At 47.1% G+C, this 21,385-nt stretch carries 21 protein-coding genes and 1 tRNA gene; 13 read left to right on the top strand and 9 right to left on the bottom strand.

The window, feature by feature from the left end; all coding sequences use genetic code 11:
- Positions 1 to 75 precede the first annotated feature (75 nt).
- The 3 genes from NDK19_RS10365 to NDK19_RS10355 all read left to right on the top strand — a co-directional run bounded on the left by NDK19_RS10365 (position 76) and on the right by NDK19_RS10355 (position 2,077).
- Complete coding sequence (locus NDK19_RS10365) at positions 76 to 960, top strand: 3-hydroxybutyryl-CoA dehydrogenase (protein WP_250631890.1); 885 nt, start codon at positions 76 to 78, stop codon at positions 958 to 960.
- Positions 961 to 1,055: 95 nt separating this feature from the next.
- On the top strand, positions 1,056 to 1,475 hold the full coding sequence (locus tag NDK19_RS10360) for a hypothetical protein (protein ID WP_250631806.1): 420 nt from the start codon (positions 1,056 to 1,058) through the stop codon (positions 1,473 to 1,475).
- Complete coding sequence (locus NDK19_RS10355; RefSeq protein WP_250631805.1) at positions 1,472 to 2,077, top strand: hypothetical protein; 606 nt, start codon at positions 1,472 to 1,474, stop codon at positions 2,075 to 2,077. Before NDK19_RS10360 ends, NDK19_RS10355 begins: the two co-directional genes overlap by 4 nt.
- A 16-nt stretch (positions 2,078 to 2,093) precedes the next feature.
- On the opposite strand, the gene NDK19_RS10350 is transcribed toward NDK19_RS10355, so the two are convergent.
- The 4 genes from NDK19_RS10350 to NDK19_RS10335 all read right to left on the bottom strand — a co-directional run bounded on the left by NDK19_RS10350 (position 2,094) and on the right by NDK19_RS10335 (position 6,763).
- On the bottom strand, positions 2,094 to 3,797 hold the full coding sequence (locus NDK19_RS10350; RefSeq protein WP_250631804.1) for an amino acid permease: 1,704 nt from the start codon (positions 3,795 to 3,797) through the stop codon (positions 2,094 to 2,096).
- A gap of 80 nt (positions 3,798 to 3,877) precedes the next feature.
- A complete protein-coding gene (locus NDK19_RS10345) occupies positions 3,878 to 4,951 on the bottom strand; it encodes an ABC transporter permease (protein ID WP_250631803.1) in 1,074 nt (357 codons plus the stop codon).
- 91 nt (positions 4,952 to 5,042) lie between these two features.
- Positions 5,043 to 6,179, bottom strand: coding sequence for a molecular chaperone DnaJ (gene dnaJ, locus NDK19_RS10340; RefSeq protein ID WP_250631802.1), 1,137 nt, complete (start codon positions 6,177 to 6,179; stop codon positions 5,043 to 5,045).
- A 23-nt stretch (positions 6,180 to 6,202) separates the two neighbouring features.
- The gene (locus NDK19_RS10335) at positions 6,203 to 6,763 is read right to left on the bottom strand and encodes a nucleotide exchange factor GrpE (protein ID WP_250631801.1); all 561 of its coding nucleotides are present in this window, start codon (positions 6,761 to 6,763) and stop codon (positions 6,203 to 6,205) included.
- Positions 6,764 to 6,960: 197 nt separating this feature from the next.
- Here NDK19_RS10335 and NDK19_RS10330 point away from each other — a divergent pair.
- From NDK19_RS10330 to NDK19_RS10315, 4 genes are all read left to right on the top strand, one after another.
- A tRNA-Arg gene (locus NDK19_RS10330) sits at positions 6,961 to 7,034 on the top strand.
- A gap of 131 nt (positions 7,035 to 7,165) precedes the next feature.
- Complete coding sequence (locus tag NDK19_RS10325; protein WP_250631800.1) at positions 7,166 to 8,230, top strand: zinc finger Ran-binding domain-containing protein; 1,065 nt, start codon at positions 7,166 to 7,168, stop codon at positions 8,228 to 8,230.
- 6 nt (positions 8,231 to 8,236) lie between these two features.
- Positions 8,237 to 8,821, top strand: a complete 585-nt coding sequence (locus tag NDK19_RS10320) for a Crp/Fnr family transcriptional regulator (protein ID WP_250631799.1) — start codon at positions 8,237 to 8,239, stop codon at positions 8,819 to 8,821.
- 58 nt (positions 8,822 to 8,879) lie between these two features.
- Positions 8,880 to 9,878, top strand: coding sequence for a CBASS cGAMP-activated phospholipase (locus NDK19_RS10315; RefSeq protein WP_250631798.1), 999 nt, complete (start codon positions 8,880 to 8,882; stop codon positions 9,876 to 9,878).
- Positions 9,879 to 10,160: 282 nt separating this feature from the next.
- Here the strand turns inward: NDK19_RS10315 and lnt are convergent, their stop codons facing one another.
- Complete coding sequence (gene lnt / locus NDK19_RS10310; RefSeq protein WP_250631797.1) at positions 10,161 to 11,831, bottom strand: apolipoprotein N-acyltransferase; 1,671 nt, start codon at positions 11,829 to 11,831, stop codon at positions 10,161 to 10,163.
- A 130-nt stretch (positions 11,832 to 11,961) separates the two neighbouring features.
- Between lnt and NDK19_RS10305 the strand changes: the two genes are divergently transcribed.
- From NDK19_RS10305 to NDK19_RS10290, 4 genes are read left to right on the top strand one after another with little or no spacing between them, the layout of a single operon-like run.
- A complete protein-coding gene (locus tag NDK19_RS10305; protein ID WP_250631796.1) occupies positions 11,962 to 12,861 on the top strand; it encodes a hypothetical protein in 900 nt (299 codons plus the stop codon).
- Positions 12,862 to 12,891: 30 nt separating this feature from the next.
- Positions 12,892 to 13,746, top strand: coding sequence for a hypothetical protein (locus NDK19_RS10300; protein WP_250631795.1), 855 nt, complete (start codon positions 12,892 to 12,894; stop codon positions 13,744 to 13,746).
- A 48-nt stretch (positions 13,747 to 13,794) separates the two neighbouring features.
- Positions 13,795 to 14,463: a porin family protein gene (locus NDK19_RS10295; RefSeq protein WP_250631794.1), complete on the top strand. Its 669-nt coding sequence runs from the start codon at positions 13,795 to 13,797 to the stop codon at positions 14,461 to 14,463.
- A gap of 54 nt (positions 14,464 to 14,517) precedes the next feature.
- A complete protein-coding gene (locus NDK19_RS10290; protein WP_250631793.1) occupies positions 14,518 to 16,065 on the top strand; it encodes an ATP-binding protein in 1,548 nt (515 codons plus the stop codon).
- A gap of 9 nt (positions 16,066 to 16,074) precedes the next feature.
- On the opposite strand, the gene NDK19_RS10285 is transcribed toward NDK19_RS10290, so the two are convergent.
- On the bottom strand, positions 16,075 to 17,898 hold the full coding sequence (locus NDK19_RS10285) for an ABC transporter ATP-binding protein (protein ID WP_250631792.1): 1,824 nt from the start codon (positions 17,896 to 17,898) through the stop codon (positions 16,075 to 16,077).
- An 83-nt stretch (positions 17,899 to 17,981) separates the two neighbouring features.
- On the opposite strand from NDK19_RS10285, the gene NDK19_RS10280 reads away from it, so the two are divergent.
- Positions 17,982 to 18,251 (top strand): hypothetical protein, encoded by a 270-nt coding sequence (locus NDK19_RS10280; RefSeq protein ID WP_250631791.1) that lies wholly within the window; start codon positions 17,982 to 17,984, stop codon positions 18,249 to 18,251.
- Here the strand turns inward: NDK19_RS10280 and NDK19_RS10275 are convergent, their stop codons facing one another.
- Positions 18,252 to 18,947, bottom strand: coding sequence for an arylesterase (locus NDK19_RS10275; protein WP_394801681.1), 696 nt, complete (start codon positions 18,945 to 18,947; stop codon positions 18,252 to 18,254). It abuts the gene before it with no gap.
- A gap of 18 nt (positions 18,948 to 18,965) precedes the next feature.
- Between NDK19_RS10275 and NDK19_RS10270 the strand changes: the two genes are divergently transcribed.
- A complete protein-coding gene (locus NDK19_RS10270; RefSeq protein WP_250631790.1) occupies positions 18,966 to 19,316 on the top strand; it encodes a gamma-glutamylcyclotransferase family protein in 351 nt (116 codons plus the stop codon).
- On the opposite strand, the gene hemA is transcribed toward NDK19_RS10270, so the two are convergent.
- Positions 19,317 to 20,588, bottom strand: coding sequence for a glutamyl-tRNA reductase (gene hemA / locus NDK19_RS10265; RefSeq protein WP_250631789.1), 1,272 nt, complete (start codon positions 20,586 to 20,588; stop codon positions 19,317 to 19,319).
- Positions 20,589 to 20,703: 115 nt separating this feature from the next.
- Complete coding sequence (locus NDK19_RS10260; RefSeq protein WP_250631788.1) at positions 20,704 to 21,357, bottom strand: protein-L-isoaspartate(D-aspartate) O-methyltransferase; 654 nt, start codon at positions 21,355 to 21,357, stop codon at positions 20,704 to 20,706.
- Between the last annotated feature and the right edge of the window lie 28 nt (positions 21,358 to 21,385).

Genomic DNA, 21,385 nt, shown 5'->3' with positions numbered 1-21,385 from the left:
CCGTACAACAGGCGTGCCGTGTCCCTGCGAAACACAAATAAATCACCTGAAAATCAACTAATTACAACCATGACAATCAAAAATGTAACCGTTATAGGTTCAGGAACGATGGGCAACGGCATTGCACACGTTTTTGCCCAATTCGGCTATGAAGTTTCATTGGTGGATTTGTCTGCCGATGCCCTCAAAAAAGCATTAGATACCATTTCTAAAAACTTTGACCGCCAAGTAGCCAAAGGCGCTGTTACCGAAGCAGATAAAACCGCTGCATTGGCACGCATCAAAACCTTCACAGCCTTAGAAGAAGCCGCCCCCTCGGCAGATTTGGTAGTGGAAGTGGCTACGGAAAATGTGGACGTAAAGCATAAAATTTTTACACAATTAGACCAACTTTGCCCCTCTCATGCCATTTTGGCAAGCAATACCTCCTCTATTTCCATTACCCGCATAGCGGCAGCCACCAAACGCCCCGAACAGGTGATTGGTATGCACTTTATGAACCCTGTTCCGGTAATGAAATTGGTAGAGGTAATCCGCGGCTATGCCACTTCTGATGCCGTTACCAATACCATCATGGAAGTTTCGCGCTCGCTGCACAAAACACCGGTTGAGGTAAACGACTACCCGGGCTTCGTTTCCAACCGCATCCTGATGCCGATGATTAACGAAGCGATTTACACGCTGTTTGAAGGCGTGGCAGGTGTAGAAGAAATTGACACCGTGATGAAGCTCGGGATGGCACATCCCATGGGGCCTCTGCATCTGGCCGATTTCATCGGGTTGGATGTTTGCAAAGCCATTCTGGATGTGATGTATGAAGGTTTTGGCAATCCCAAATACGCACCTTGTCCGCTGCTGGTCAATATGGTTCGCGCAGGGCATTTGGGTGTCAAATCAGGCAAAGGCTTCTACGAATATGAGGGTAAAGATATGAAGGTAGCAGCCCGTTTTGCAAAGTAAACTCCATGTAGGGAGCACCTCTACAAAGTGCTCCCCACAACCAACTCAATCAATCATGCGTATCTTAAAGCAGACACTTTTGTGCACATAATGCCATGTTAGACAAACTACGAAAACTGCTGATTAGCGGTAAAGAAAATCCGCAGGAATCAACTCGGGCAGCCCATGCCTCGTGGGAGATTATTCAAGATAAAACATGCCTCGTGATTACTTTCAATGGCATTTTTACTGAAACAGATGCCAACAAGTTAAGCACTTATCTGAATCGGCAAATAGCCGAACTTGAAGAAACGAACACCTTCCCTCTGATATGCCGATGCTTGTATATGACTGATTATGAAGCACATGCGCGACTTGTTTTCCAAAATTTTCTGCAAGCACATGCGAATCGTTTAGAGTCTATCTGGGTTGTTACAGAATCACGTGCCATCAAATACGGGAGCAAACTGATGAATATGTTTGTTTCTATACCCATCCAAGTAGTTGAAAATGAAAGTCAAATCAAACTTGCATGAAAAAGTTAGTAGTCGGTATCATATTATGCGTTGCAGGCATATTAACGGCACAAGCACAGACGTCTGTAATGGATTACTACCGCGCCCGCATGAAAGAGCATCGGGAAGAAATGAAAAAAGCGGGTATGGATTTGACAGGCGCGAAGGACATTATTCGAACACAAGATATTAAAAACGGCTTTATTGCCTACAACTTGCTTGGCGTGGAAGGCTATGAAGAAATGGCTTACTACATCCCTGCCAATGCACCCAAGTTTGTTGCCATTGCGGGTTTTGGTTGCGGCCCCCTGTGCGAATCGGGCTTGCCTTCCTTCTACGAACTGCAAAACGGCAAACTGATAGACAAAACGGAGCGTTTTATGCCTGCTGCCATGCGCAAGCAAATAGAAAAAGGCATGGAAAGTACTTCAAAGAAAATCCGCATCACTGACAAAGAGGCAGACCTGAGCCAGTGGGTAAAAGTACCGCAAAAAGGAACAACTATCCAAATCGGATTTATGGAACAAGGCGGAGAAAACGATACACAAGTCTTTCACCTTGTTTATGAAATGGTTTACAACAAAAACGGCGGCACTTTTACGCTCGCGGAAAAATTCAAATAGACTCTCAATCAAGCAATTAGCTTTGGGCTAACTTACTATGGCGGTAGCTGTACCCAAAGTATATGATGATACCGGCAAAAGTCCACATCAGGAATCGCGTCCAGTTGGTTAGCCCAAGCTCGGTCATCAGGTAGAGATTACACAGCAGCCCCAGCATCGGAATCAACGAAGGTTGCATTACAACGCTGTAAATTGCAGCAACTACGCATACCAAAATAAAGCCCCACATCGGTATTTTATGCTTGAAAGTATCCCAGTCGCCGTAGGTAAAAAAGTTGGCGACATTTTCGGGCATTTGGATATACAAAAGCACAACCACACCAAGTAAAACAGGCGGAATAATCCAACGGCTGCTGATGTACGGTATTTTGAAGCGCGCGTTTTTATTCAAGCCGTGCTGCTCCATGTACAACACACCACCGCACACAATCACAAAGGCGAACAGCGTACCGATGCTGGTCAGGTCTGTAACCTCCGTCAGGTTCATAAACAATGCCGGGATGGCCACTACAAGCCCTGTTATGATGGTGGAAAAATAAGGTGTCTTATATTTTGGGTGAATTTTGGCAAACTGCGGCGGCATCAGCCCGTCGCGGCTCATCACCATCCAAATGCGGGGCTGCCCCATTTGAAATACCAGCAATACGCCTGCAATGGCAATAATTGCACTCAGGGCAACCAAACCCGACATAAAATTAAGCCCGATGACGCTGAAAATATGTGCCAGCGGGTCGCCGACAGCTAACTCCTTGTATGGTACAACGCCTGTAAGAATCAACGCAATCACTACGTACAGAATTGTGCAGATGAGCAGCGACAAAAACATGGAGCGAGGCAAATCTTTCTGCGGATTTTTGCACTCTTCGGCGGTTGTAGAAATGGCATCAAAACCAATGTAGGCAAAAAAAACGGCCGATACACCTTTGAGCACCCCCCCTACTCCATTAGGCGCAAACGGCGACCAGTTATCGGTCTGCACGTAAAATGCACCTACGGCAATTACGGCCAGAATCACCGCCAGTTTAAAAACAACCATCATATTGGCAGTATTCTTCGTCTCCCGCATCCCGATATACACCAAATAGGTGATAACAAAAACAATGACCAATGCGGGAATATCGGCAATCAGGCGGAAGTTGCCGATGCTTGGCGCACTTTCCCATGCAGCATATGCCTCGCGGGATGACAGCGGAAAATCGTTCAGTGTTTTACCGGCAGCCAGCGCCTCGGTTATTTCGGCATGTACTCTTGCAGCGGTAAGATAGTCCATCGAGAAATAATGCGGAATCTCCCACCCGAAACCGGCCATTAGCCCCGTGAAATAATCGCTCCACGAAATAGCCACTGCAATATTTCCGATAGCGTATTCCATCAACAGATTCCACCCGATAATCCACGCCACTAACTCACCGAAAGATGTATAGGCATAGGTATAGGCGCTGCCCGAAACGGGGATAGTACTGGCAAATTCGGCATAACACATGGCGGAAAAACCGCAGGCGATAGCGGTAAAAATGAACAAAAATACTACCGCAGGGCCTCCGGCAGCACTTGCATTACCAATAGTGCTAAAAATACCTGCACCTACGATAGCCGCAATGCCAAAAGCTGTTAAGTCTATCAGACTGAGATTTTTATGGAGCTCGCCATGTGCAGAACCTTCATGGTCGGCAATGATATCCTGTATTTTCTTGCGCCGAAAAAGTGAGTTAAAGTTCATTTTCTGTTTTTTAGAAAGGACAAAAAAAGCAAAGTTTCGCCTAAATACAAGTTTTGGAAGGCAAAGTAAAACAGAAAACCTTAACCTTGTACGATTTCAGCCGGGTCTGTAATCGCGCTTTTCCATGCAGGAATAAGCGTGGCAATCATGTAGGGCACAACAGACAGCATCATAATAAACAGCAAACTGCTGCCCTCTAAGTGCGGAGAAAGATGAAAAGAAGGGTACAACACCGACCAACCCGCAAGCAGTGGTTTAATCAGGTAAGCATCAGCAAAAAAAATATGCAACCATGCTAAAATAATACCCAGAGCGGTTGCGGTAAAAGATATCAGCAATCCTTCCAGCATTTTGAGGCGCAGCACTTCATCAATTTGCCAACCACATGCCTTCAAAATGCCGAGCTCGAGGCGGTCTTCGCGGCTGTAACCGGAAGCGCGCTCCCATGCAAGCACCAAAAAAGCAAGCAAGGCAAATAAGCCGCCGTACATGACCAAACCTCCGCGCCAGCCAAACAGCGCCTCATAGGTTGCCACCAATTGATGCTTAGCCACCACGCGCAAATCGGGAAACAGCAAGTCAATTTTTTTGCCAATGTTGGCAGCTTCTGCCGGATTGTTTACGCGAACTGCCAAATCGGTCAGTTCGTTGCCTGCATATTGCAGCACACGCCGCGCATCTTTGGGGTGCATCACAATCAAATCGCGTGAAAGCAAGGCAGTTTCGGGAGGCAACTGTCCGACAACTTCAAACTGAAACGTTTCGGCGCCTACATCGGTAATGGACAAAAAATCGCCGGCGGTCAGGTTGCGCAATTCGGCCAATCCGCTGCCTATCAGTATTTTGCCTGTATCTAACCGTTGCAGTTGGCTACGGCTCATCAGCGGGAGGCCGCCAAGTGTGCTGTCTGCGGCCACAATGCTGAAAACCGCACCGGTTGCCCCATCAAACCAGTAGCCCCAGATGCGTCCATGGATACTCCGAATACCGCGTATATTTTTCAGTGAATCGGCAACCGCTGCCTTCAGGGGCACTAATCTGCCGCCTGCCAGTTGTTGTACCCAAAGCTCGGGCAGGTCGGCCAGTATGATTTTTGATTCGCTGCGAATGGCATCGCCGAAAAAAACGGCAGAACTAAAAAGCGCTACTGTCATTGCATAAATCAGGATAAGCGAAACAAACTTTCGCCACCTTCTTGCCAATGATAATAGCGCGTAGGTAAACAATTTTTACGTGGTTATCTCTTTATTGAAAATATTCCCTCATTCGGTCAAAAAAGCTCCTGTCGGCTTTGTCGGGATTGGGTTTGAAATTAGGCGAATCGCGGAGTTTTTCCAACAGTGCACGTTCTTCTTTGGTCAAATTTTTAGGAGTCCAGATATTGACATGCACCAATTGGTCGCCTGTGCCGTATCCGTTCAACTCCTTGATGCCTTTTCCTTTCAGGCGCAATACTTTGCCGCTTTGCGTACCTGCCGCAATGTCAATTTTTGCTTTACCGTCAATTGTAGGAACTTCTACGGAAGTACCCAGAACAGCATCAATAAAACTCAAATGCAGGTCAAAATGTACGTTGGTACCTTCGCGCTTCAAGAGTGCATCTTCCTCTTCTTCAATAACCACCAACAAGTCGCCGGGCACACCGCCGCGCGGAGGGAAGTTGCCTTTGCCGTTCATTTGCAATTGCATACCCTCTTCTACGCCTGCGGGTATTTTAATTGGGATTACTTCCTCTTCCAGAGTAGTTCCGTCGCCGCCGCAACTGCCGCAACGTTCGCTGATGATTTTACCTTCGCCGCCACAGGCAGGGCAAGTGCTGGCGGAAACCATCTGCCCCAGCATGGTATTGACCACCTGTTTAATTTGTCCTGAACCATTGCACGTAGTACAGTTGGTAAATGAGGTTCCGTTTTTAGCACCTGTTCCTTCACAACTTTTGCAAGCTACCTGACGGCGTACTTTAATTTTCTTTTCAACGCCGTTGGCAATTTCCTGAAGGGTAAGTTTGAGTTTGATGCGCAGGTTGGTTCCTTTCCGACGGGTGGAACGTCTGCCGCTGCCAAAAATATCGCCAAAAGGGCTGCCCCCGAAGATATCGCCAAACTGAGAGAAGATATCTTCCATATTGACACCGCCGCTGCCAAAGCCGCCATTGTTTACGCCTTGATGACCAAAGCGGTCGTAGCGCGCCCTCTTGTCGGGGTTGCTAAGCACTTCGTAGGCTTCGGCTGCTTCTTTGAATTTCTCCTCTGCCTCTTTATCGCCCGGATTTTTGTCGGGGTGATATTTAATGGCGGTTCTTCTGTATGCCTTTTTGATTTCCTCGGCTGAGGCATTTTTCTCTACGCCTAAAATATCGTAATAGTCTCTTTTGGCTGCCATCACTTCAAACTTGTTTTTTATTATTATGCTCCCACTACAACCTTCGCAAAACGGATTACTTTTTCGCCCAACATGTAACCTTTTTCTACCTCATCAATTACTTTCCCTTTCATGTCGTCAGAAGGCGCAGGGAATTGGGTAATAGCTTCATGCAAATCAGGATTAAAGTTTTCGCCTTTGGCAGTCATTGCCTTTAATCCTTTGCTTTCCAGTACTTTAACAAATTTGGCATAAATCAACTCAAAACCCTGACGGGCAACTTCGCTTGTGTGCTCATCGGCCGACATTGACTTTTGTGCACGCTCAAAATCGTCCAGAATAGGCAACAACTTTATGATGAGTTCTTCGTTGGCCGTTGTCAGAAAATCTATTTTTTCCTTAGCCACACGCTTGCGATAATTCTCAAAATCGGCATAGAGGCGCAGGTACTTATCCTTCGCTTCGTTCAGGTCATCGCGCAGTTTTTCTATCGGTTCAGGCTCGGGCACGTGCGCTGCAATGCCTTCATGATGTTCCTGAGAAGTTTCGGCCGATGTATTGTTGTCGTTATGTTCGTTGTGAATATCGTTTGTATTTTCTTCCATGATTACAGTCAGATTTTAGCATTATTAGCGCATCAATTCGCTTGCCACAAAGCCCAAGGCTGACAAAATGACATAGCCAATCGGCCTGCAAAAATAATGTCTTTCATTTTCAGGCAATTAGTGTCTTGTCATTATTTTTCATTGCGAAATTGCTTGCAAAATTCTGCGAAGCATATAGTTTTGTGGCATCAAACGCTGTTTTCGTAGCTTAATTGGATAGAGCATCTGACTACGGATCAGAAGGTTGCAGGTTCGAGTCCTGCCGAGAACACGCTAAACCGTCTCAAGTGCTGAGGCGGTTTTTTTGTTTTATCCGATTTTTTATCCCAACTCGGATTGAAAGCCGCTGTTTTTCTGCCGAAAATAGTAACTTCAAGTCCTGAATCAGGTAAACGATACGTTATGACAATCAGAGTAGGCAGATGGGACTGCCCGGTATGTGGCTTGAAAGGCAATTTAGGGCCTGATACCCATTGCGTGGGTTGCGGCTCGCCTCGAGGCAAAGATGTTGCATTCTATCTGCCCGAAGATGCGGACGAAGTAACCGATGCGGACAAGGTACGGCAGGCAAAAGCAGGTGCTGACTGGCGCTGCGATTACTGCGGCGCTGACAACAAAGCAACGGATACCGCGTGCAAAGCCTGTGGTAACGAGCGCAACCACGAAGACATCGCCCGCACCGAAAAAGTGATATATGATGATGAGCCTCAGCGTCAGGAGACCGCGCCTACTCCACCGCCAAAGTTCAATCCGGCCGATAATAAAGCCCGCTACCGCCGCAAGTACCGCATCGTGGTCTGGTCGTTTGTGCTGCTGGCTGTTTTTTTCTTGTGGTACATGTTCAAGCCGCGCGGCTTTGAAGTGGAAGTGGTAGGGCACGAATGGGAACGCACCGTGGCCATTGAACAAAATCGCCCGTTTATTGAAGAAGACTGGCAGTTGCCTTCGGGTGCAAAACTGATTTCGCAGCGGCAGGATGTGCACCACTACAATCAGGTGCTGACCGGCTATCAAACCAAGACCCGCACCGTGCGCGTACAGACAGGCACCAAACGCGTCCGCTGTGGCAAAAAAGACTTAGGCAACGGTTACTTTGAAGATGTGTACTGCGACAAACCCGTTTACGAAAATCGCAAAGAAACTTACGAAGAACCTGTTTACAAGCAAGTGCCCGTTTTCCAGACCAAGTATAAGTATGAAATTTATCGGTGGACGGTAGACCACACTGCCAAGGCCACAGGAGCAGATAAGCAACCCCAATTCCCCAAAGAACCCTTGCCCGGCAACGACTGGCGGGAAGGCAACCGCACCGAAACTTATCAATTGCTACTGCGCGACAAAGAAGGCAAACAATACAAGGAAAAGGTGGGGCTGGAATTTTGGCAGCGCAAAAATGTAGGCGAGTGGCTCAAAGCCAAACGCAACGCTATTGGCAGTTTCTACGGACTGGCAGAAGAAGAAAAGTAATAACCCATGAAGGCGGATATCCACATGGCACTGAAAGCGGTTTATACGTTGCCGCCCACCGTACATGCACATGTGGTGGAAAGTTTTTTGCCTTGCAGTTTCAAAAAAGGGGAATGTTTGGTTAAAGAAGGGCAAATCTGCCGCCATATTTTCTTTCTTGAACAAGGGGCTGTCAGAGACTGGATGCAGCAACCGGACGGCAAGGAAAAAACACTTTGGTTTTCCTTTGAAGGTGATATGGTGGTTGATTTGCGCAGTTTCATTACCCAACAACCTGCCCGACAATCTATTCAGGCATTGGAAGATTGCTCCTGCTTGGCTATTCATTACCAAACGTGGCAGGAATTGCTGAACAATTATCCCGAAGTGGAACGACTGTACCGCCTGTTTTTGGAACAACATATTTTTCAGGCCGAAGAACGCACCCATCGCCTGCAATTTCTTTCCGCAAGAGAACACTACGAAGCACTGCTCGCTGTTTATCCCAACATCACCAACCGAGTGAATCTGGGATATATTGCCTCATTCCTGAACATCACGCAAGAGGCACTAAGCCGCATTCGGGCAGCATTGGCGCGCGAATGTCATTGATTTTTAGGTTTTTGCGGCAATTTTTTGCAAATTGAAAGCCGATAAACAAACCTCGCACATGAGTACCGACGCTAAAATATTCCGCATTTTGTCCATTGACGGAGGCGGCATACGGGGCATTATTCCGGCCATATTACTGACAGAACTTGAACAACAAATCGGCAAACCGATAGCCGAACAGTTTGACCTCATTGCCGGAACATCTACAGGCGGCATTTTGGCGCTCGGGCTTGCACTCCGCGACAAGGCAGGCAAACCCAAATTTGCAGCCAAAGACCTCGCAGCCCTTTATGAGCAGCACGGGCAAACAATCTTCAAAAAATCAATGCTGCCCTTTGCCAACAGTGGATTATTTGAGGAGATGTACGCTGCCGAGGGTATAGAGTCGGTACTGAAACAATATTTTGGCAACAGTCGCCTGAAAGATTGTTCGCCCAATGTCATTATATCAGCCTATGAGATAGAACGCCGCCGCCCGTTTTTTTTCAAGAGCACAAAGGCAAAAGAAAACGCTGCCGACGATTACCTGCTGTGGCAAATTGCCCGCTCCACATCGGCTGCCCCTACCTACTTTGAACCTTCAAAAATAAACAAAGGGGTAAATGACTTTTTGGCGTTGATAGATGGCGGCGTAATAGCCAACAATCCGTCTATTTGTGCGTATGTGGAGGCCATGAAAGCCAAACCTAAAAATATCTTGCTGGTTTCCATTGGCACGGGCACATTAGAAAAGCCCATCCGCTACGACGATGCCAAAAACTGGGGCGCAGTCAGTTGGATAAAGCCTTTGATTGACATTCTGATGGGTGGCGGCAGCGAACTTGCCGACTATCAGGCAGATTATCTGTTTCAAGACAGAAAAGGCAGCCGATACATACGCTTTCAGACAACGCTGCACCCCGACAATACTGCTATGGATGATGCCTCACCCGAAAATTTGCGCATGTTGAAAATTGCAGCCGAAAATATGCTGATAGACAAGCGCGAAGAAATCAGGGAATTGGTGAAACTATTACAGAAAAGTGCTCATACGCCCCCCCAAAGAGTAGGCAATTGAAAGCAAGCAGTCATTCGCCGCAAGCACATAAAAGTAAGCGAGCAATTTAAAACGTTCTTTCAAATTTACCGCAAAGCCCGCTGAGTATTACGCGAAGAGCTGCTGAGTGTTTTTATGATGAATTTTTTCTTTGTGTACACTGCGGTTAAACCTTTGCGCACTCTGCGGTAAAAAAGAACACGTTAATTTCTCACCTAATTAAAAGCCTTGCGTATTTGTGTGCTATCAATGTGGCTGTTTATCCGCTGTGGCAGATGCTGCCCCAATGATGAATCTTGAATTTTACAGATTCTTCTTTGGCGGCGTAATCCCCCTTACTCTACGCCTTACAAACGCCGAAAGTACCATAAAACCGGCCAGAAAAGCTGCCAGCCGATAGAGTGCATCACCTATACGGGCGTATAAGGTCATGCCGCTGTTGGCATGGATGGACATAGTGGCTGCCCCCATTTCGTTGTATGGAATGCGCGAAATAATATCGCCGCGTTGGTTGATAAAACCCGAAATACCCGTATTGGCAGCGCGGGCAATGCTGCGGCGCGTTTCTATGGCACGCAGGCTTGCAAGCGCCAGATGCTGTACATGGCCGGGGGTATTGCCCCACCAACCGTCGTTGGTTATAATTCCCAGAATATTGGCTTTCTTCTGCACGTATTCCGTAACAAAATCACCGTACACGGATTCGTAGCAGATAATCGGAGCAATGCCGATGCTGTCGCGGTTGAAAAAAACGGTTCGTTGTTCTTGACTGCCTAAGTTGCCAACTACGCCCCCCAGATTCAACATCAGGCTGTTATCAATCCATTTAAACACACTTGCAAGCGGGTTAGATTCAACCCCTACCACCAGTTTAGACTTGTGGTAATATTGCACCGTTGTATCCTCGCCTATAAAAACAGCCGTATTGAAAATCTCATACCCCATACCGCTGCCTTTGCGCACCGTAGGGCGGTCGGGCAGGCTGTCGGGGTGGAACGCGATGTACGTATCGGCACCTGTCATCAGGCTGAGTTGCGGATACTGCCTCTTAAACTTTCCGACTTCCGACATCGGATAGGGAGCTGTCAGTATCGTAAAATTGCTTTCTTCCACAAAAGTTTGATGGAGTGAGGTTTCCGGCCAGAGAACAAAGGCTGTTTGTGGTGTTATCTTGCTCTTACTCAGGTTAATAAATCGTGCTACCTGCTCCTCGTAAGGCACATAAGTTAATCCTGTATTGACTTGCCCCGTTTTAGCGTTATAGTCAAACTTTTCAGCATAGCAGTCAAGGTTGGGCTGAACAACTGTTACCTCCACTGCCGGCCCGCGTTCTTTGTGATTGTAATAAACCACGAGCGATGCAGCCACCGGCACGGCAATCATCAATATTGCAAGTACTGCGTTGAGTTTCCAGAGGCGAGGGGCTTTCCAAAAGGTTTCAAACACCATCAAATTAACGGCAATTACCCAAAGCGTGCCCCCGGGCGTACCGGTGTATTCATACCACTGCACCCATGAGGGCATAAAGCCAAAAACATTTCCCAGCGTCAGCCAAGGCCACGAAAAGCCCCAATGGTGGTGAAAATATTCAAACGACATCCAAAGAACGACAAACAGCAAATAGCCAAACTTATCCGAAGATGCCCTCACTGCTGCATGAAACAGCGTTAAAGTACCTGCCATGAGCGCTGCATTGGCCGTAAAAGCAAATATGGAGGCGGCAGGAGAAGCATTCCACAGCCACCACGTGGCTATTATATTCCAAATCAGAAAGGCGAGATAGCTGTAACCAAAGCAAAGTAATAGATAACGCTTCGCCTCGCTGCGGCGAATGATGTACTCTATGGCAAACAAAGGGGCAAATCCGATGAAAATCAGCCATGCGGTAGGTGCATACCACGCAAGGCCGAGCAAGAGGCCGGCCACCAACGAAAGGAGCAGCAAATAGCGATGTGAAAGTTGCAGTGGCAACATAACAGATAGGGTTCAGAATGGCTCCTGCAAATTTAGCGGCTTAAAATCGGTAAAATATCAGATGATGCGGTACTTATCGGTGAATTGTTTTAACTTAGCTTTGCATAGACAAACTACACACGAAAATCGTATGATACACTCATTGAAACGCTGCCTGTTTTACCTGTTGGCGGCAGGCTGTTTTTGGAACGTGCAGGCGGCTATAGCCCAACCCAAAAAGGGAACGACAACAACATCTACGACTTCAACAACGGCTAAAAAACCTGCCGATTCGGAGGTTAAAAAACTTACCATCAGCTTTGTGGAAAATTACGGGAAATTTACCCAAACCAAAGACAAGTCGTCAGTGTTGAAGTTTATGCATGAAAAAGTATCTGCCTCTTTGTTCAACTCCAACGTTAGTGGCAAGTATCGCAGTTTCACCGGCGACTATCAGAGTTTTGATGAATACCTTACCAAGCTCGCCAATGCAGAAAACCTCAATCTGAACTATAAACTGACAGGTATTGCCGCCGAACACTCCACCGATGATATCGGCTCGGTAGTTTACACGGCCGAATATCAGATTGAACGCGACGGCAGCGTATGGGAAAAAGGAAGGGAACAAGTAGCATTGGTTTTCAAGAAATTCGGCAACGACTGGAAAATCGTGTATTACAACAGCATCAACATTGAAGATGAAAAACTGCGTGGCGATTGTTTCTGCGAACTTTTCGAGTCTAAGCCCGGTAACTTTGTAACCAAAACCACCGTACCCGGCGGCAGAGGATACACCGAAGACCTCCAAAATTTTGAATTTGTACAAAAGGCAGACGGCAGAATCATTCGCTCGGGGAATACGGTTTATCAGTGGGCAGACTCAGGCGAAATCTCCTACACCCCGCAACGCGATGCCAAAGCATCCAGCATAGCCCCCGCTGCCGTAACACTTCCCGGGGTGGCTGCTGAAAAAGAACAGGCAATTATGCTTATTTTGCGTGAGGTGAATTACAAAGAAGGTTGCGCCAATATCAAAATGCGCAAAAAGTAACATTAATTACCTGCTTAATTTATGAAGGCAATGGCACGACATAGCATCCTGCAAAGTCTGCTGTTGCCTCTTTTATTTGGCATTTGCTCGGCACTTTCGGCACAGAAGCCCGTTGTGGGAGAGGCCGAGCGCATGTTGCAGCTTTTTGCCCGAAGCTATACTTCGCAAGGGGCAAAAACAGAGGAGCAACTGAAAACCATAATGGCCGTTACTGACCCCGGTCTTACGTTTGAAGTCAATACCGTGGCACTCAGCGGCAACAAAAAAAGCCGCAGCGGCGATGTTACCGACTGGCTGCAATTTCTGCGGCGAATGCACGTAGAGGGCTCTTCCGATGTTGTGCGCACCTTCAAAAAAATGGAAACCATTCATCAGCGCTCCCACACCATCTATGCCAATATTCACATAGAGTTTACTTGGCAGGTAAAAGGCAAAGACCTCGTCAGAGGCGACGAACACCTCAGCGTGCTGTTGCGCAAAGTGGACGAAACCCAGTGGCGCATTGTAGACATCCGTTCGCTGATGATTGAAACAGAGAAATTCCGAGGGACTTGTTTGTGCGAAATCTTTGCTTCCAAGGCCTCCTCCAATGTTTCGGCCAAAATAACCATGCCTGCCGGAAGCAACTACCGCGCCTCAACCGTAGTTTTTGAAATTCAGGAATGCGACCCGCGCCAAAAAACCTACCTGATACGCATCAGCAATTATGAGTTCAAATGGATGGCCACCGGACAGCTCTATTTGTTAAAAGATGACAAACAATGCGGAAAAAGTGTCATAGAACCCGAACTGATTGGGGCTGCCTTAGAACAAAAAGAGGCACTCGGCATCATTATCCGCAAGTATCTGTTCGAGTTTGAGTGCGCCCAAATCACTTTCAAGTAAAGTTGGCATGTTATTTTTGTTGTTGCAACGAAAAAACAAACAAATCACGTGGCAAAGAAACTTTTTTTAGGGTTACTGTTTACCGTTTGGGCAGTGGCCGCGCAGGCACAATTAGGCTTGCTGAAACATGCCCCCATCAATTTGGTAATGGATTTGGGCATTTCAGGTTTGCAGGATGCACCTGTTTCAATGGAATTGACTCCCCTGAACTCTCGCACGGTCAATATCTATTACATGAAAAACATTCGCATCAGCAACCATTTTTCGTTCAATTTGGGCGCCGGTGCAGGTATGGAAAAATATGCGTTCAGCAAGGAAGTCCTGCTGGAAAGTGGCTTTCAAAGTGCCATTATGAGCAACATTGCCTCCTTTGATGTGCGCAAAACTCTTGTGGCAATCAACTATGCCGACCTTCCGATAGAGTTCCGATTTACTGCCAAAAGCGGCAGAAAAGCCTTCCGAGTGGCCGCAGGCGGTAAAATAGGCGTTCGCGTAAGCTCGCACACCAAAGTAAAATTTGAAGACGGCGACAAGAGCAAATACAAAGACGACTTTTACCTCAATCCCATCCGTTACGGCATCTACGGGCGCATGGGCTACAGTTCATTCAACGTATTTGCCTACTATGGGCTTTCAGAACTCTTCCGCGCAGGCAAAGCCCCCGACGGTGCGCCTGTTACGCCTTTCACCTTCGGCATCTCGCTGACGACTTTTTAGGTCAGATGCGGCTATACAGCCCCTTTGTCTATCTTTGTAAAAACACACTCAACCATGCACAGTCTGCAACTGCTCCCCATCGGCCAACAAGATTTTAGTGAATTGCGCCGAACCAATCGCTTATATGTGGATAAAACCAATTATATCTACAATATGCTGCACCACGGGAGTGTGTTTTTTTTTCTTGCCCGTCCGCGCCGATTTGGCAAGTCGCTGTTGGTGAGCACGCTCAAATGCATTTTTGAAGGTAAAAAAGAGCTATTCGAGGGGTTGTATATCTATGACAAAATAAGTTGGGATGCACACCCCATTATTCACTTGGATTTCAGCAACTTAGATTTCAAAGGTAAAGGCTTGCGTACTGCTTTGAGCGACCGGTTAGACGAAATTGCGGCAGCTTATAGTACCGCCTTTAAAGCGGCTACGATTGGCAGTAAGTTTAAGGAGCTGATGGAAAACCTGTATAAGCAAACGGGCAAACAAGCAGTAATTCTGATAGACGAATATGACAAACCCATAACCGATGTATTGGAAGTGGGTAAAAATGAGCGCGCGCATGAGCATCGCGATATCATGCGTGAGTTTTACAGTGTCGTAAAAGGCAGTTCGCAGTATATCCGCTTGTTTTTCATGACAGGAATTGCCCGATTCTCCAAAGTTTCCCTGTTTTCGGATTTAAACAATCTGACAGATTTGAGTTATTCCGATTATTTCCATAACATGCTGGGCTACACACAGCAAGAGTTGGAAGATTATTTTAAACCCTACCTTGACATAACAGCCCTAAAACATAATATTTCGGCCTCAGAACTTGCCGAACGAGTTAAGGAATGGTACAATGGCTTTTCGTGGAATGGTGTAGAAAAGTTGTATAATCCGTACTCTATCCTCCGGTTTTTCGGGGAGCAAAAATTCATGAATTTTTGGTTTGACAGCGGTACACCCAAGTTTTTGGTGGAATGGCTGAAAAAGCAAATGATTTATGATATTTCGCGTAAGGCGGTTTCGCCATTGATGATTGAAAATTTTGACATTGATAATATTAACCTCTACACACTGCTTTTCCAGACAGGATACTTAACAATAGCGGAATGCGATGAACTGGGAATTTACTTGTTGGACTATCCGAACAAAGAAGTAAGGCAGGCACTATTGGAGTACATTATGGTGGCTTTTGCAAACAGCGCGGAAAGTAGTGTGTGGGCACGTAACATCATCCGAGCAGTGCGCAGCCACGATATGCCACAACTAATACAAGCCATCAACACCCTTTTTGCATCCATTCCTTATCAGATATTTGACCAACATCAGGAAAAATATTTTCATGCAGTCATTTTTCTTGCCTTTCAGCTTTGCGGCTTCCATATCAAGTCGGAGGTTAGCGTTTCCGCAGGGCGTATAGATGCGGTTATGGAGCACGACAACCGCATTTACATTTTTGAATTTAAACTGAATGACAGCGCAGCAAATGCGTTGAGGCAAATCAAAGAGCGGGCTTATTATAAAGCATATGAAGGCGCGCACAGAGAAATTTATTTGGTTGGCATCAATTTTTCGGGGCAAACCAAAGAGGTAGCCGAATGGTTAATTGAAAAAATATAACTGCCGTTCTTACTTCCGCATCTTGCGGCGCAACATCGCACGGCGAACATCTTCCAACGTTCCTTTCGGAATGGATTGAATGAGTTTGCGCGTGTAATCGTTTTTAGGGTGTTCGTAAATATCTTCAGCAAAACCGCACTCCACGAGTTTTCCTTCCTTCATTACCAAAATGCGGTCAGAAATAAATTTCACAACCGACAAATCGTGGGAAATGAAGATGTAGGTTAGCTTAAACTTGTCTTTCAACTGGTTGAGCAGATTGAGCACCTGCGCCTGAACCGATACATCAAGTGCCGATACCGACTCGTCGCAAATAATAAATCTGGGTTGCAGCGCCAATGTGCGGGCAATGGAAATGCGCTGGCGCTGCCCGCCCGAAAACTCATGCGGGAATCGGTTAAAGTGTACGCTACTCAAATTAACCGTTTCCAACAGGTCAATGGCAACTTCTTTGCGCTTCTTGTCGTTCTCGTGCAAATTGTGGAAGCGCATAGGCTCCATAATGGCCTCACCGATGGTCATTCGCGGATTCAACGAGGAATAGGGGTCTTGGAAAATAATCTGAATTTCGCGGCGCAATTCCTGCAATTCGCGCTTAGGCATTTTGAGAATATTGCGGTGCTTGTAGTAAACCTCCCCCGATACGTGCTCAACCAAATTAAGAATGGCACGTCCCAGTGTTGTTTTGCCGCAACCGCTGGCACCCACCAAGCCCAAAGTTTCGCCCGGATAGATTTCAAAACTTACCCCATCAACGGCTTTTTGCACGCGAGTTACTTTGCCCAACCAATTTTTTTCCAAAGGAAAATGCACTTGCAAATTGCGCACTTTAATAAGCGGTTCTTGTGCAAGTAAGGCTTCCTGACGCGCGATGATTTCGTCTTTGCTCTGAAAGTTCAGCAAGAGCGCCTGACCTACCGACTTAAACTTGTTTTCCTGACGGTCAGTAACATTTCCGTTAGCATCCGTGTCCATAAAGTCGGAGATAACAGGCAGTACTTTCAGTTTGATATCCAAACGGGGGCGGCAGGCAAGCAGACCTTTCGTGTAAGGATGTTGCGGCGATGAAAATATATCCCACGTAGCGCCTTGCTCTACAATTTTGCCGTTGTACATCACTAACAGGCGGTCGGCAACTTCGCCAATAACCCCCAAATCGTGGCTGACAAAAAGAATGGACGTGTCTATTTGGTCGCGCAGTTCCTGAAAAAGTTCCAGAATACGATGCTGCACCGTTACATCCAGTGCGGTTGTCGGCTCATCGGCAATCAGCAGCGAAGGGTTGCATGAAAGCGCCATTGCAATCATCACGCGCTGTTTCTGCCCACCGGAAATTTCGTGCGGATATGCCCGGAAAATATTTTCAGGATGCGGCAGTTTGACTTTGTCAAACATTTCAAGCGTCCGCTTCCGTGCTTCGCTAAACGAAAGTTCAGGATTGTGCAGCAGCAGCGCCTCCATCACCTGATTTCCACAAGAAAAAACGGGGTTGAGGGAGGTCATCGGCTCCTGAAAAATCATCGCAATTTCGCCGCCGCGAAGCATCCGCATCTCTTCGCGGCTAAGTCTGGTGATATCTACGCGCCCGAGCGAAGGCGAATTGAACAAGATTTTCCCCTGTTCTATACGCCCGGGCGGCGGTATGAGCCGCATCGTAGCCAGCGCCGTAACGGACTTCCCCGAACCTGATTCGCCGACAATACCAATGGTCTCACGCTTTTTGACCTGAAAACTGATGTTTTCAACGGCAGTAACCTGCCCGTGCTTGGTTTCAAAACAAACTTTCAGGTCTTCAACAGATAGCAGTGGTGTTTCTTCTTTGTCGGTAGCCATATGAGGGTATTAAATCAGAGCCGGCGCAAAAAGGCTTTCAAAATTAAGCAGTAATTTAGTGGAAATAAACAAACCCGCGCCAAATGTCCGACTATCAGCCCGTTGCCTGCTCATTCTATGACTTTATCACCGAACAAGCCTCCCGCAAGGCGTACTGTCGCATCCGATACTACACCGAGTTGCGCGAGTTTATGACGGTGAATGCAGTCATAACCGATGTTTTTACACGCAACAAAGAAGAATTTATTGCACTTGCAAGCGGTGAAACGGTGCGCTTGGATAATATTATCAGCATTGACGATACCTTTTCACCCATCTACGCATCTTATCGCGATACAAGTTGCGATTGCTAATCAGGGCTTTTCCAACACGGGTTGCAAGGTTTTCCAAACCGTTTCGGTTACAATCAGATGGCCTTCGGCTGTCGGGTGGATGCCGTCGGGCAGGTTGAGCGAAGGTTCGCCGCCTACTTTGTCCAACAGAAAAGGAATCAACTCCACCTTATTGGATTTGGCAAGTTCGGGATAAATTTTGCGGAAAGCTGCCGCATAGTCCGGCCCCATATTGGGCGGGACTTCCATACCGGCCAAAATAATTTTAATGGCAGGATATTTCGCTTTGGCTTTGCTGATAATGGATTGCAGGTTTTTGCGGGTCTCTTCGGGGCTGATGCCACGCAGGCCGTCGTTGCCGCCCAGTTCAATTACCAGAATATCAATGGGTTGCTCCAGCATCCAGTCTATGCGCGTATTACCGCTGGCGGTGGTTTCGCCGCTCAAGCCTGCATTGATGCAGCGGTAGGGCAGCCCCAGCGAATCTATTCGGCGCTGAATCAGTGCGGGGAACGCCTGCTCTATTTCCAGCCCGAAACCTGCCGTCAGGCTATTGCCGAAAAATAAAATTACTTTGCGGGTATCTGTTGCAGCCGATGTTTGTGCGCGGACAGTGTCGGCAACATTTTGCATAGTTTGCTCCTGCTGTTGCTGTGGCGAATTACAGGCCAATGTACCCAAAACGAATATCAACGGTATAAAAAATTTACGGTTCATCTAACGGCAAATAAGTTTATGAGAATTTTTGTTTACGGAACACTTCGCTCAGGAGGCAGTAACCATCATTTGCTGCGCGATTCCGTTTGCACGGAACAAAATGTGCAACTTGGCGGCTACATCATGTATGACTTCGGTTTATACCCTTTTGTACAACCTTGTGCCGATGCCAATCGCATCATTTGGGGCGAAATTTATAAAATTTCAGCCGATACCTTGCAACGCTTAGATAAGTTGGAAGGAACGGATGTGGGCTTATATGAGCGGATATTTGACGACCGCATTGGTGCATGGCTCTATATCAGCGGAAGAAATGCGCCACGCAACCTGCCGGAAATCAAAAGCGGCGATTGGTTTCGCCGCTCCTGATTAATTTTCTATTGTTACTTTCTCCAAATTGAACAAATCGTTCAGCACGTCTGCCAGCGTTTCGGCTTCGCCGCGTTTGCAAGCTGCTTTGAGTTGCAAAACAGGCATTTTGATGACTTTTTGCATCATGTTTTTGGTAATTTGCTCAATTCGTTCGGCTTCTTCGGCGTTTAGGTGTTTCATGTAGCGGGCTATTTCCTCCTTGCGGATTTGCTCGAGCATGTTTTTGAGTTTGTTGATAACCGGCGAAACAACCATTTCTTTTGTCCAGTTGCCAAAGTCGCTCATGGCTTCGCCGATGATGCGTTCCACGTCGGGGATAGCTGCCAATCGGCGTTGCAAAGCCTCATTGGCATGGTTGTTAATGTCGTCCACGTTGTAAACAATACAACCCGGCATTTGCTCCACTTCGGGGGCAATGCTGCGCGGCACGGAAAGGTCAAAGAAGTAGCGGAATTTGCCTGTTTGATAATAGCGGGCAACCTGCGCAGCCTCAATCAGCGGTGTTTCTTTAGCTACCGAACTGACAACTACGTCTGCCTGCTCCATATAGCGTTCCCAATCAGCAAAGTCAATCACCTCAAAATCAGAATCTTGTGCAATTGCTTCCGCTTTGGCGCGTGTGCGGTTGGCCAACCATACTTTGGCAAATCGGGAGTCTTTCAGGTTGCGCACAACGTCTGCACCTATTTCACCTAAGCCAATGACCAAAACGGTGGGCGCGTTGTTGGAAACTGTCAGTTTTTCCATCATTTCAACAGCAGCATAGGATACCGACGCTGCCCCGTCGCGGAAGGCTGTCTCCTGAAATACGCGCTTGTTGGTAAAGAAAATGGTGTGCATCAGGCGGTGCAAAAACGGCCCTGCCATGCCTTCATCTGCCGACCACTGATAGGCAAGTTTCATCTGGTGGCTGATTTGCAAATCGCCGACCACCTGCGATTCAAGCCCGATACCTACGCGGAACAGATGCTCAACGGCTGCTTCATGCGTATCTTCAATGTGGAAGTAGGGTAAAATTTCATGAACCGGCAGTTGATTTTTTTCCAGACAAAGTTGTGCGATAATTTCTTTGCCCATAGACCGGTCGGCGCTGTAATAAACTTCTGTACGATTACATGTAGAAACCGCCAGCGCCTCGGATAAGCCTAAAGCATCTTTGAGGCGTTGCAACAGCCTGCGGGCTTGCTGCTCGTCTAAGGATACTTTTTCACGTACTTCAATGGGCGCTGTTTTGTAAGTGAGTATTACGGCTTTAAAGTTCTCAAACATTTTGTTCTCACGGGTTCTGTGGTGCAAAATTACACTCGGAAGCGTTAAAAAAGATGACATAAGTCACTCGCGCTAAAAACTCTTATTGCTTCCTTACTAATAACGCTTACAGCCGTTATTTGGTGCTATTCCAGCCAAATTTTCCTGTCAGTGGCACAAAGGCAAACATGTCAAAGGTTTCGGTAATGGGTTGTCCGTTTTTTTTGGTGATGCGCAACATCTGTTGCTGTTCCAAATTGCCTACCGGAATCACTAATCGGCCGCCTTCGTCTAACTGATCAATGAGTGCCTGAGGTACTGCCGGAGCAGCCGCTGTTACAAGAATGGCCTGAAAAGGCGCTTGTGAAGGCAAGCCCACGCTGCCATCGCCAAAAAGGATGGTAGGTTTCATGTGCAGGTGCGACAATACCTTTTTGGCCTGTAAAAAAAGTTTGCGTTTACACTCAACGCTGAAAACTTTAGCACCCAAATAGCAGAGAATAGCTGCCTGATAACCTGAACCCGTGCCGATTTCCAACACCTTGTCGCCGGGCTGAATTTGAAGCAGCTGCGTTTGAAAAGCCACTGTGTAGGGCTGTGAGATGGTTTGCCCTTCACCTATAGCAAAGGCTTTGTCTTGATAGGCATGTTCGGCAAAGGCGCTGTCCAGAAAAAAGTGGCGCGGTACCGCACCAATGGCAGCCAGCACCCTTTCATCACTGATGCCTTTTTTGCGCAGCTGCTCTACCAACGCCATCCGCAGGCCAATATGTTTGAAAGTATCTTGCATACTTGTTTGATAAAAAATGTTGTTATAC

Origin of the sequence: Rhodoflexus caldus (assembly GCF_021206925.1) — a bacterium.
In the GTDB taxonomy this organism is placed as follows: domain Bacteria; phylum Bacteroidota; class Bacteroidia; order Cytophagales; family Thermoflexibacteraceae; genus Rhodoflexus; species Rhodoflexus caldus.
Note: the sequence above shows the minus strand (reverse complement) of the source record. Positions and strands in the feature narration are given on the sequence as shown.

What these genes read in the sequence shown, in the direction of transcription:
- NDK19_RS10360 (WP_250631806.1), top strand. Translation starts at nt 1,056, where the DNA reads ATGTTAGACAAACTACGAAAACTGCTGATTAGCGGTAAAGAAAATCCG.
- NDK19_RS10355 (WP_250631805.1), top strand. Translation starts at nt 1,472, where the DNA reads ATGAAAAAGTTAGTAGTCGGTATCATATTATGCGTTGCAGGCATATTA.
- NDK19_RS10350 (WP_250631804.1), bottom strand. Translation starts at nt 3,797, where the DNA reads ATGAACTTTAACTCACTTTTTCGGCGCAAGAAAATACAGGATATCATT.
- NDK19_RS10345 (WP_250631803.1), bottom strand. Translation starts at nt 4,951, where the DNA reads ATGACAGTAGCGCTTTTTAGTTCTGCCGTTTTTTTCGGCGATGCCATT.
- dnaJ (WP_250631802.1), bottom strand. Translation starts at nt 6,179, where the DNA reads ATGGCAGCCAAAAGAGACTATTACGATATTTTAGGCGTAGAGAAAAAT.
- NDK19_RS10335 (WP_250631801.1), bottom strand. Translation starts at nt 6,763, where the DNA reads ATGGAAGAAAATACAAACGATATTCACAACGAACATAACGACAACAAT.
- NDK19_RS10325 (WP_250631800.1), top strand. Translation starts at nt 7,166, where the DNA reads ATGACAATCAGAGTAGGCAGATGGGACTGCCCGGTATGTGGCTTGAAA.
- NDK19_RS10320 (WP_250631799.1), top strand. Translation starts at nt 8,237, where the DNA reads ATGAAGGCGGATATCCACATGGCACTGAAAGCGGTTTATACGTTGCCG.
- NDK19_RS10315 (WP_250631798.1), top strand. Translation starts at nt 8,880, where the DNA reads ATGAGTACCGACGCTAAAATATTCCGCATTTTGTCCATTGACGGAGGC.
- lnt (WP_250631797.1), bottom strand. Translation starts at nt 11,831, where the DNA reads ATGTTGCCACTGCAACTTTCACATCGCTATTTGCTGCTCCTTTCGTTG.
- NDK19_RS10305 (WP_250631796.1), top strand. Translation starts at nt 11,962, where the DNA reads ATGATACACTCATTGAAACGCTGCCTGTTTTACCTGTTGGCGGCAGGC.
- NDK19_RS10300 (WP_250631795.1), top strand. Translation starts at nt 12,892, where the DNA reads ATGGCACGACATAGCATCCTGCAAAGTCTGCTGTTGCCTCTTTTATTT.
- NDK19_RS10290 (WP_250631793.1), top strand. Translation starts at nt 14,518, where the DNA reads ATGCACAGTCTGCAACTGCTCCCCATCGGCCAACAAGATTTTAGTGAA.
- NDK19_RS10285 (WP_250631792.1), bottom strand. Translation starts at nt 17,898, where the DNA reads ATGGCTACCGACAAAGAAGAAACACCACTGCTATCTGTTGAAGACCTG.
- NDK19_RS10280 (WP_250631791.1), top strand. Translation starts at nt 17,982, where the DNA reads ATGTCCGACTATCAGCCCGTTGCCTGCTCATTCTATGACTTTATCACC.
- NDK19_RS10275 (WP_394801681.1), bottom strand. Translation starts at nt 18,947, where the DNA reads ATGAACCGTAAATTTTTTATACCGTTGATATTCGTTTTGGGTACATTG.
- NDK19_RS10270 (WP_250631790.1), top strand. Translation starts at nt 18,966, where the DNA reads ATGAGAATTTTTGTTTACGGAACACTTCGCTCAGGAGGCAGTAACCAT.
- hemA (WP_250631789.1), bottom strand. Translation starts at nt 20,588, where the DNA reads ATGTTTGAGAACTTTAAAGCCGTAATACTCACTTACAAAACAGCGCCC.
- NDK19_RS10260 (WP_250631788.1), bottom strand. Translation starts at nt 21,357, where the DNA reads ATGCAAGATACTTTCAAACATATTGGCCTGCGGATGGCGTTGGTAGAG.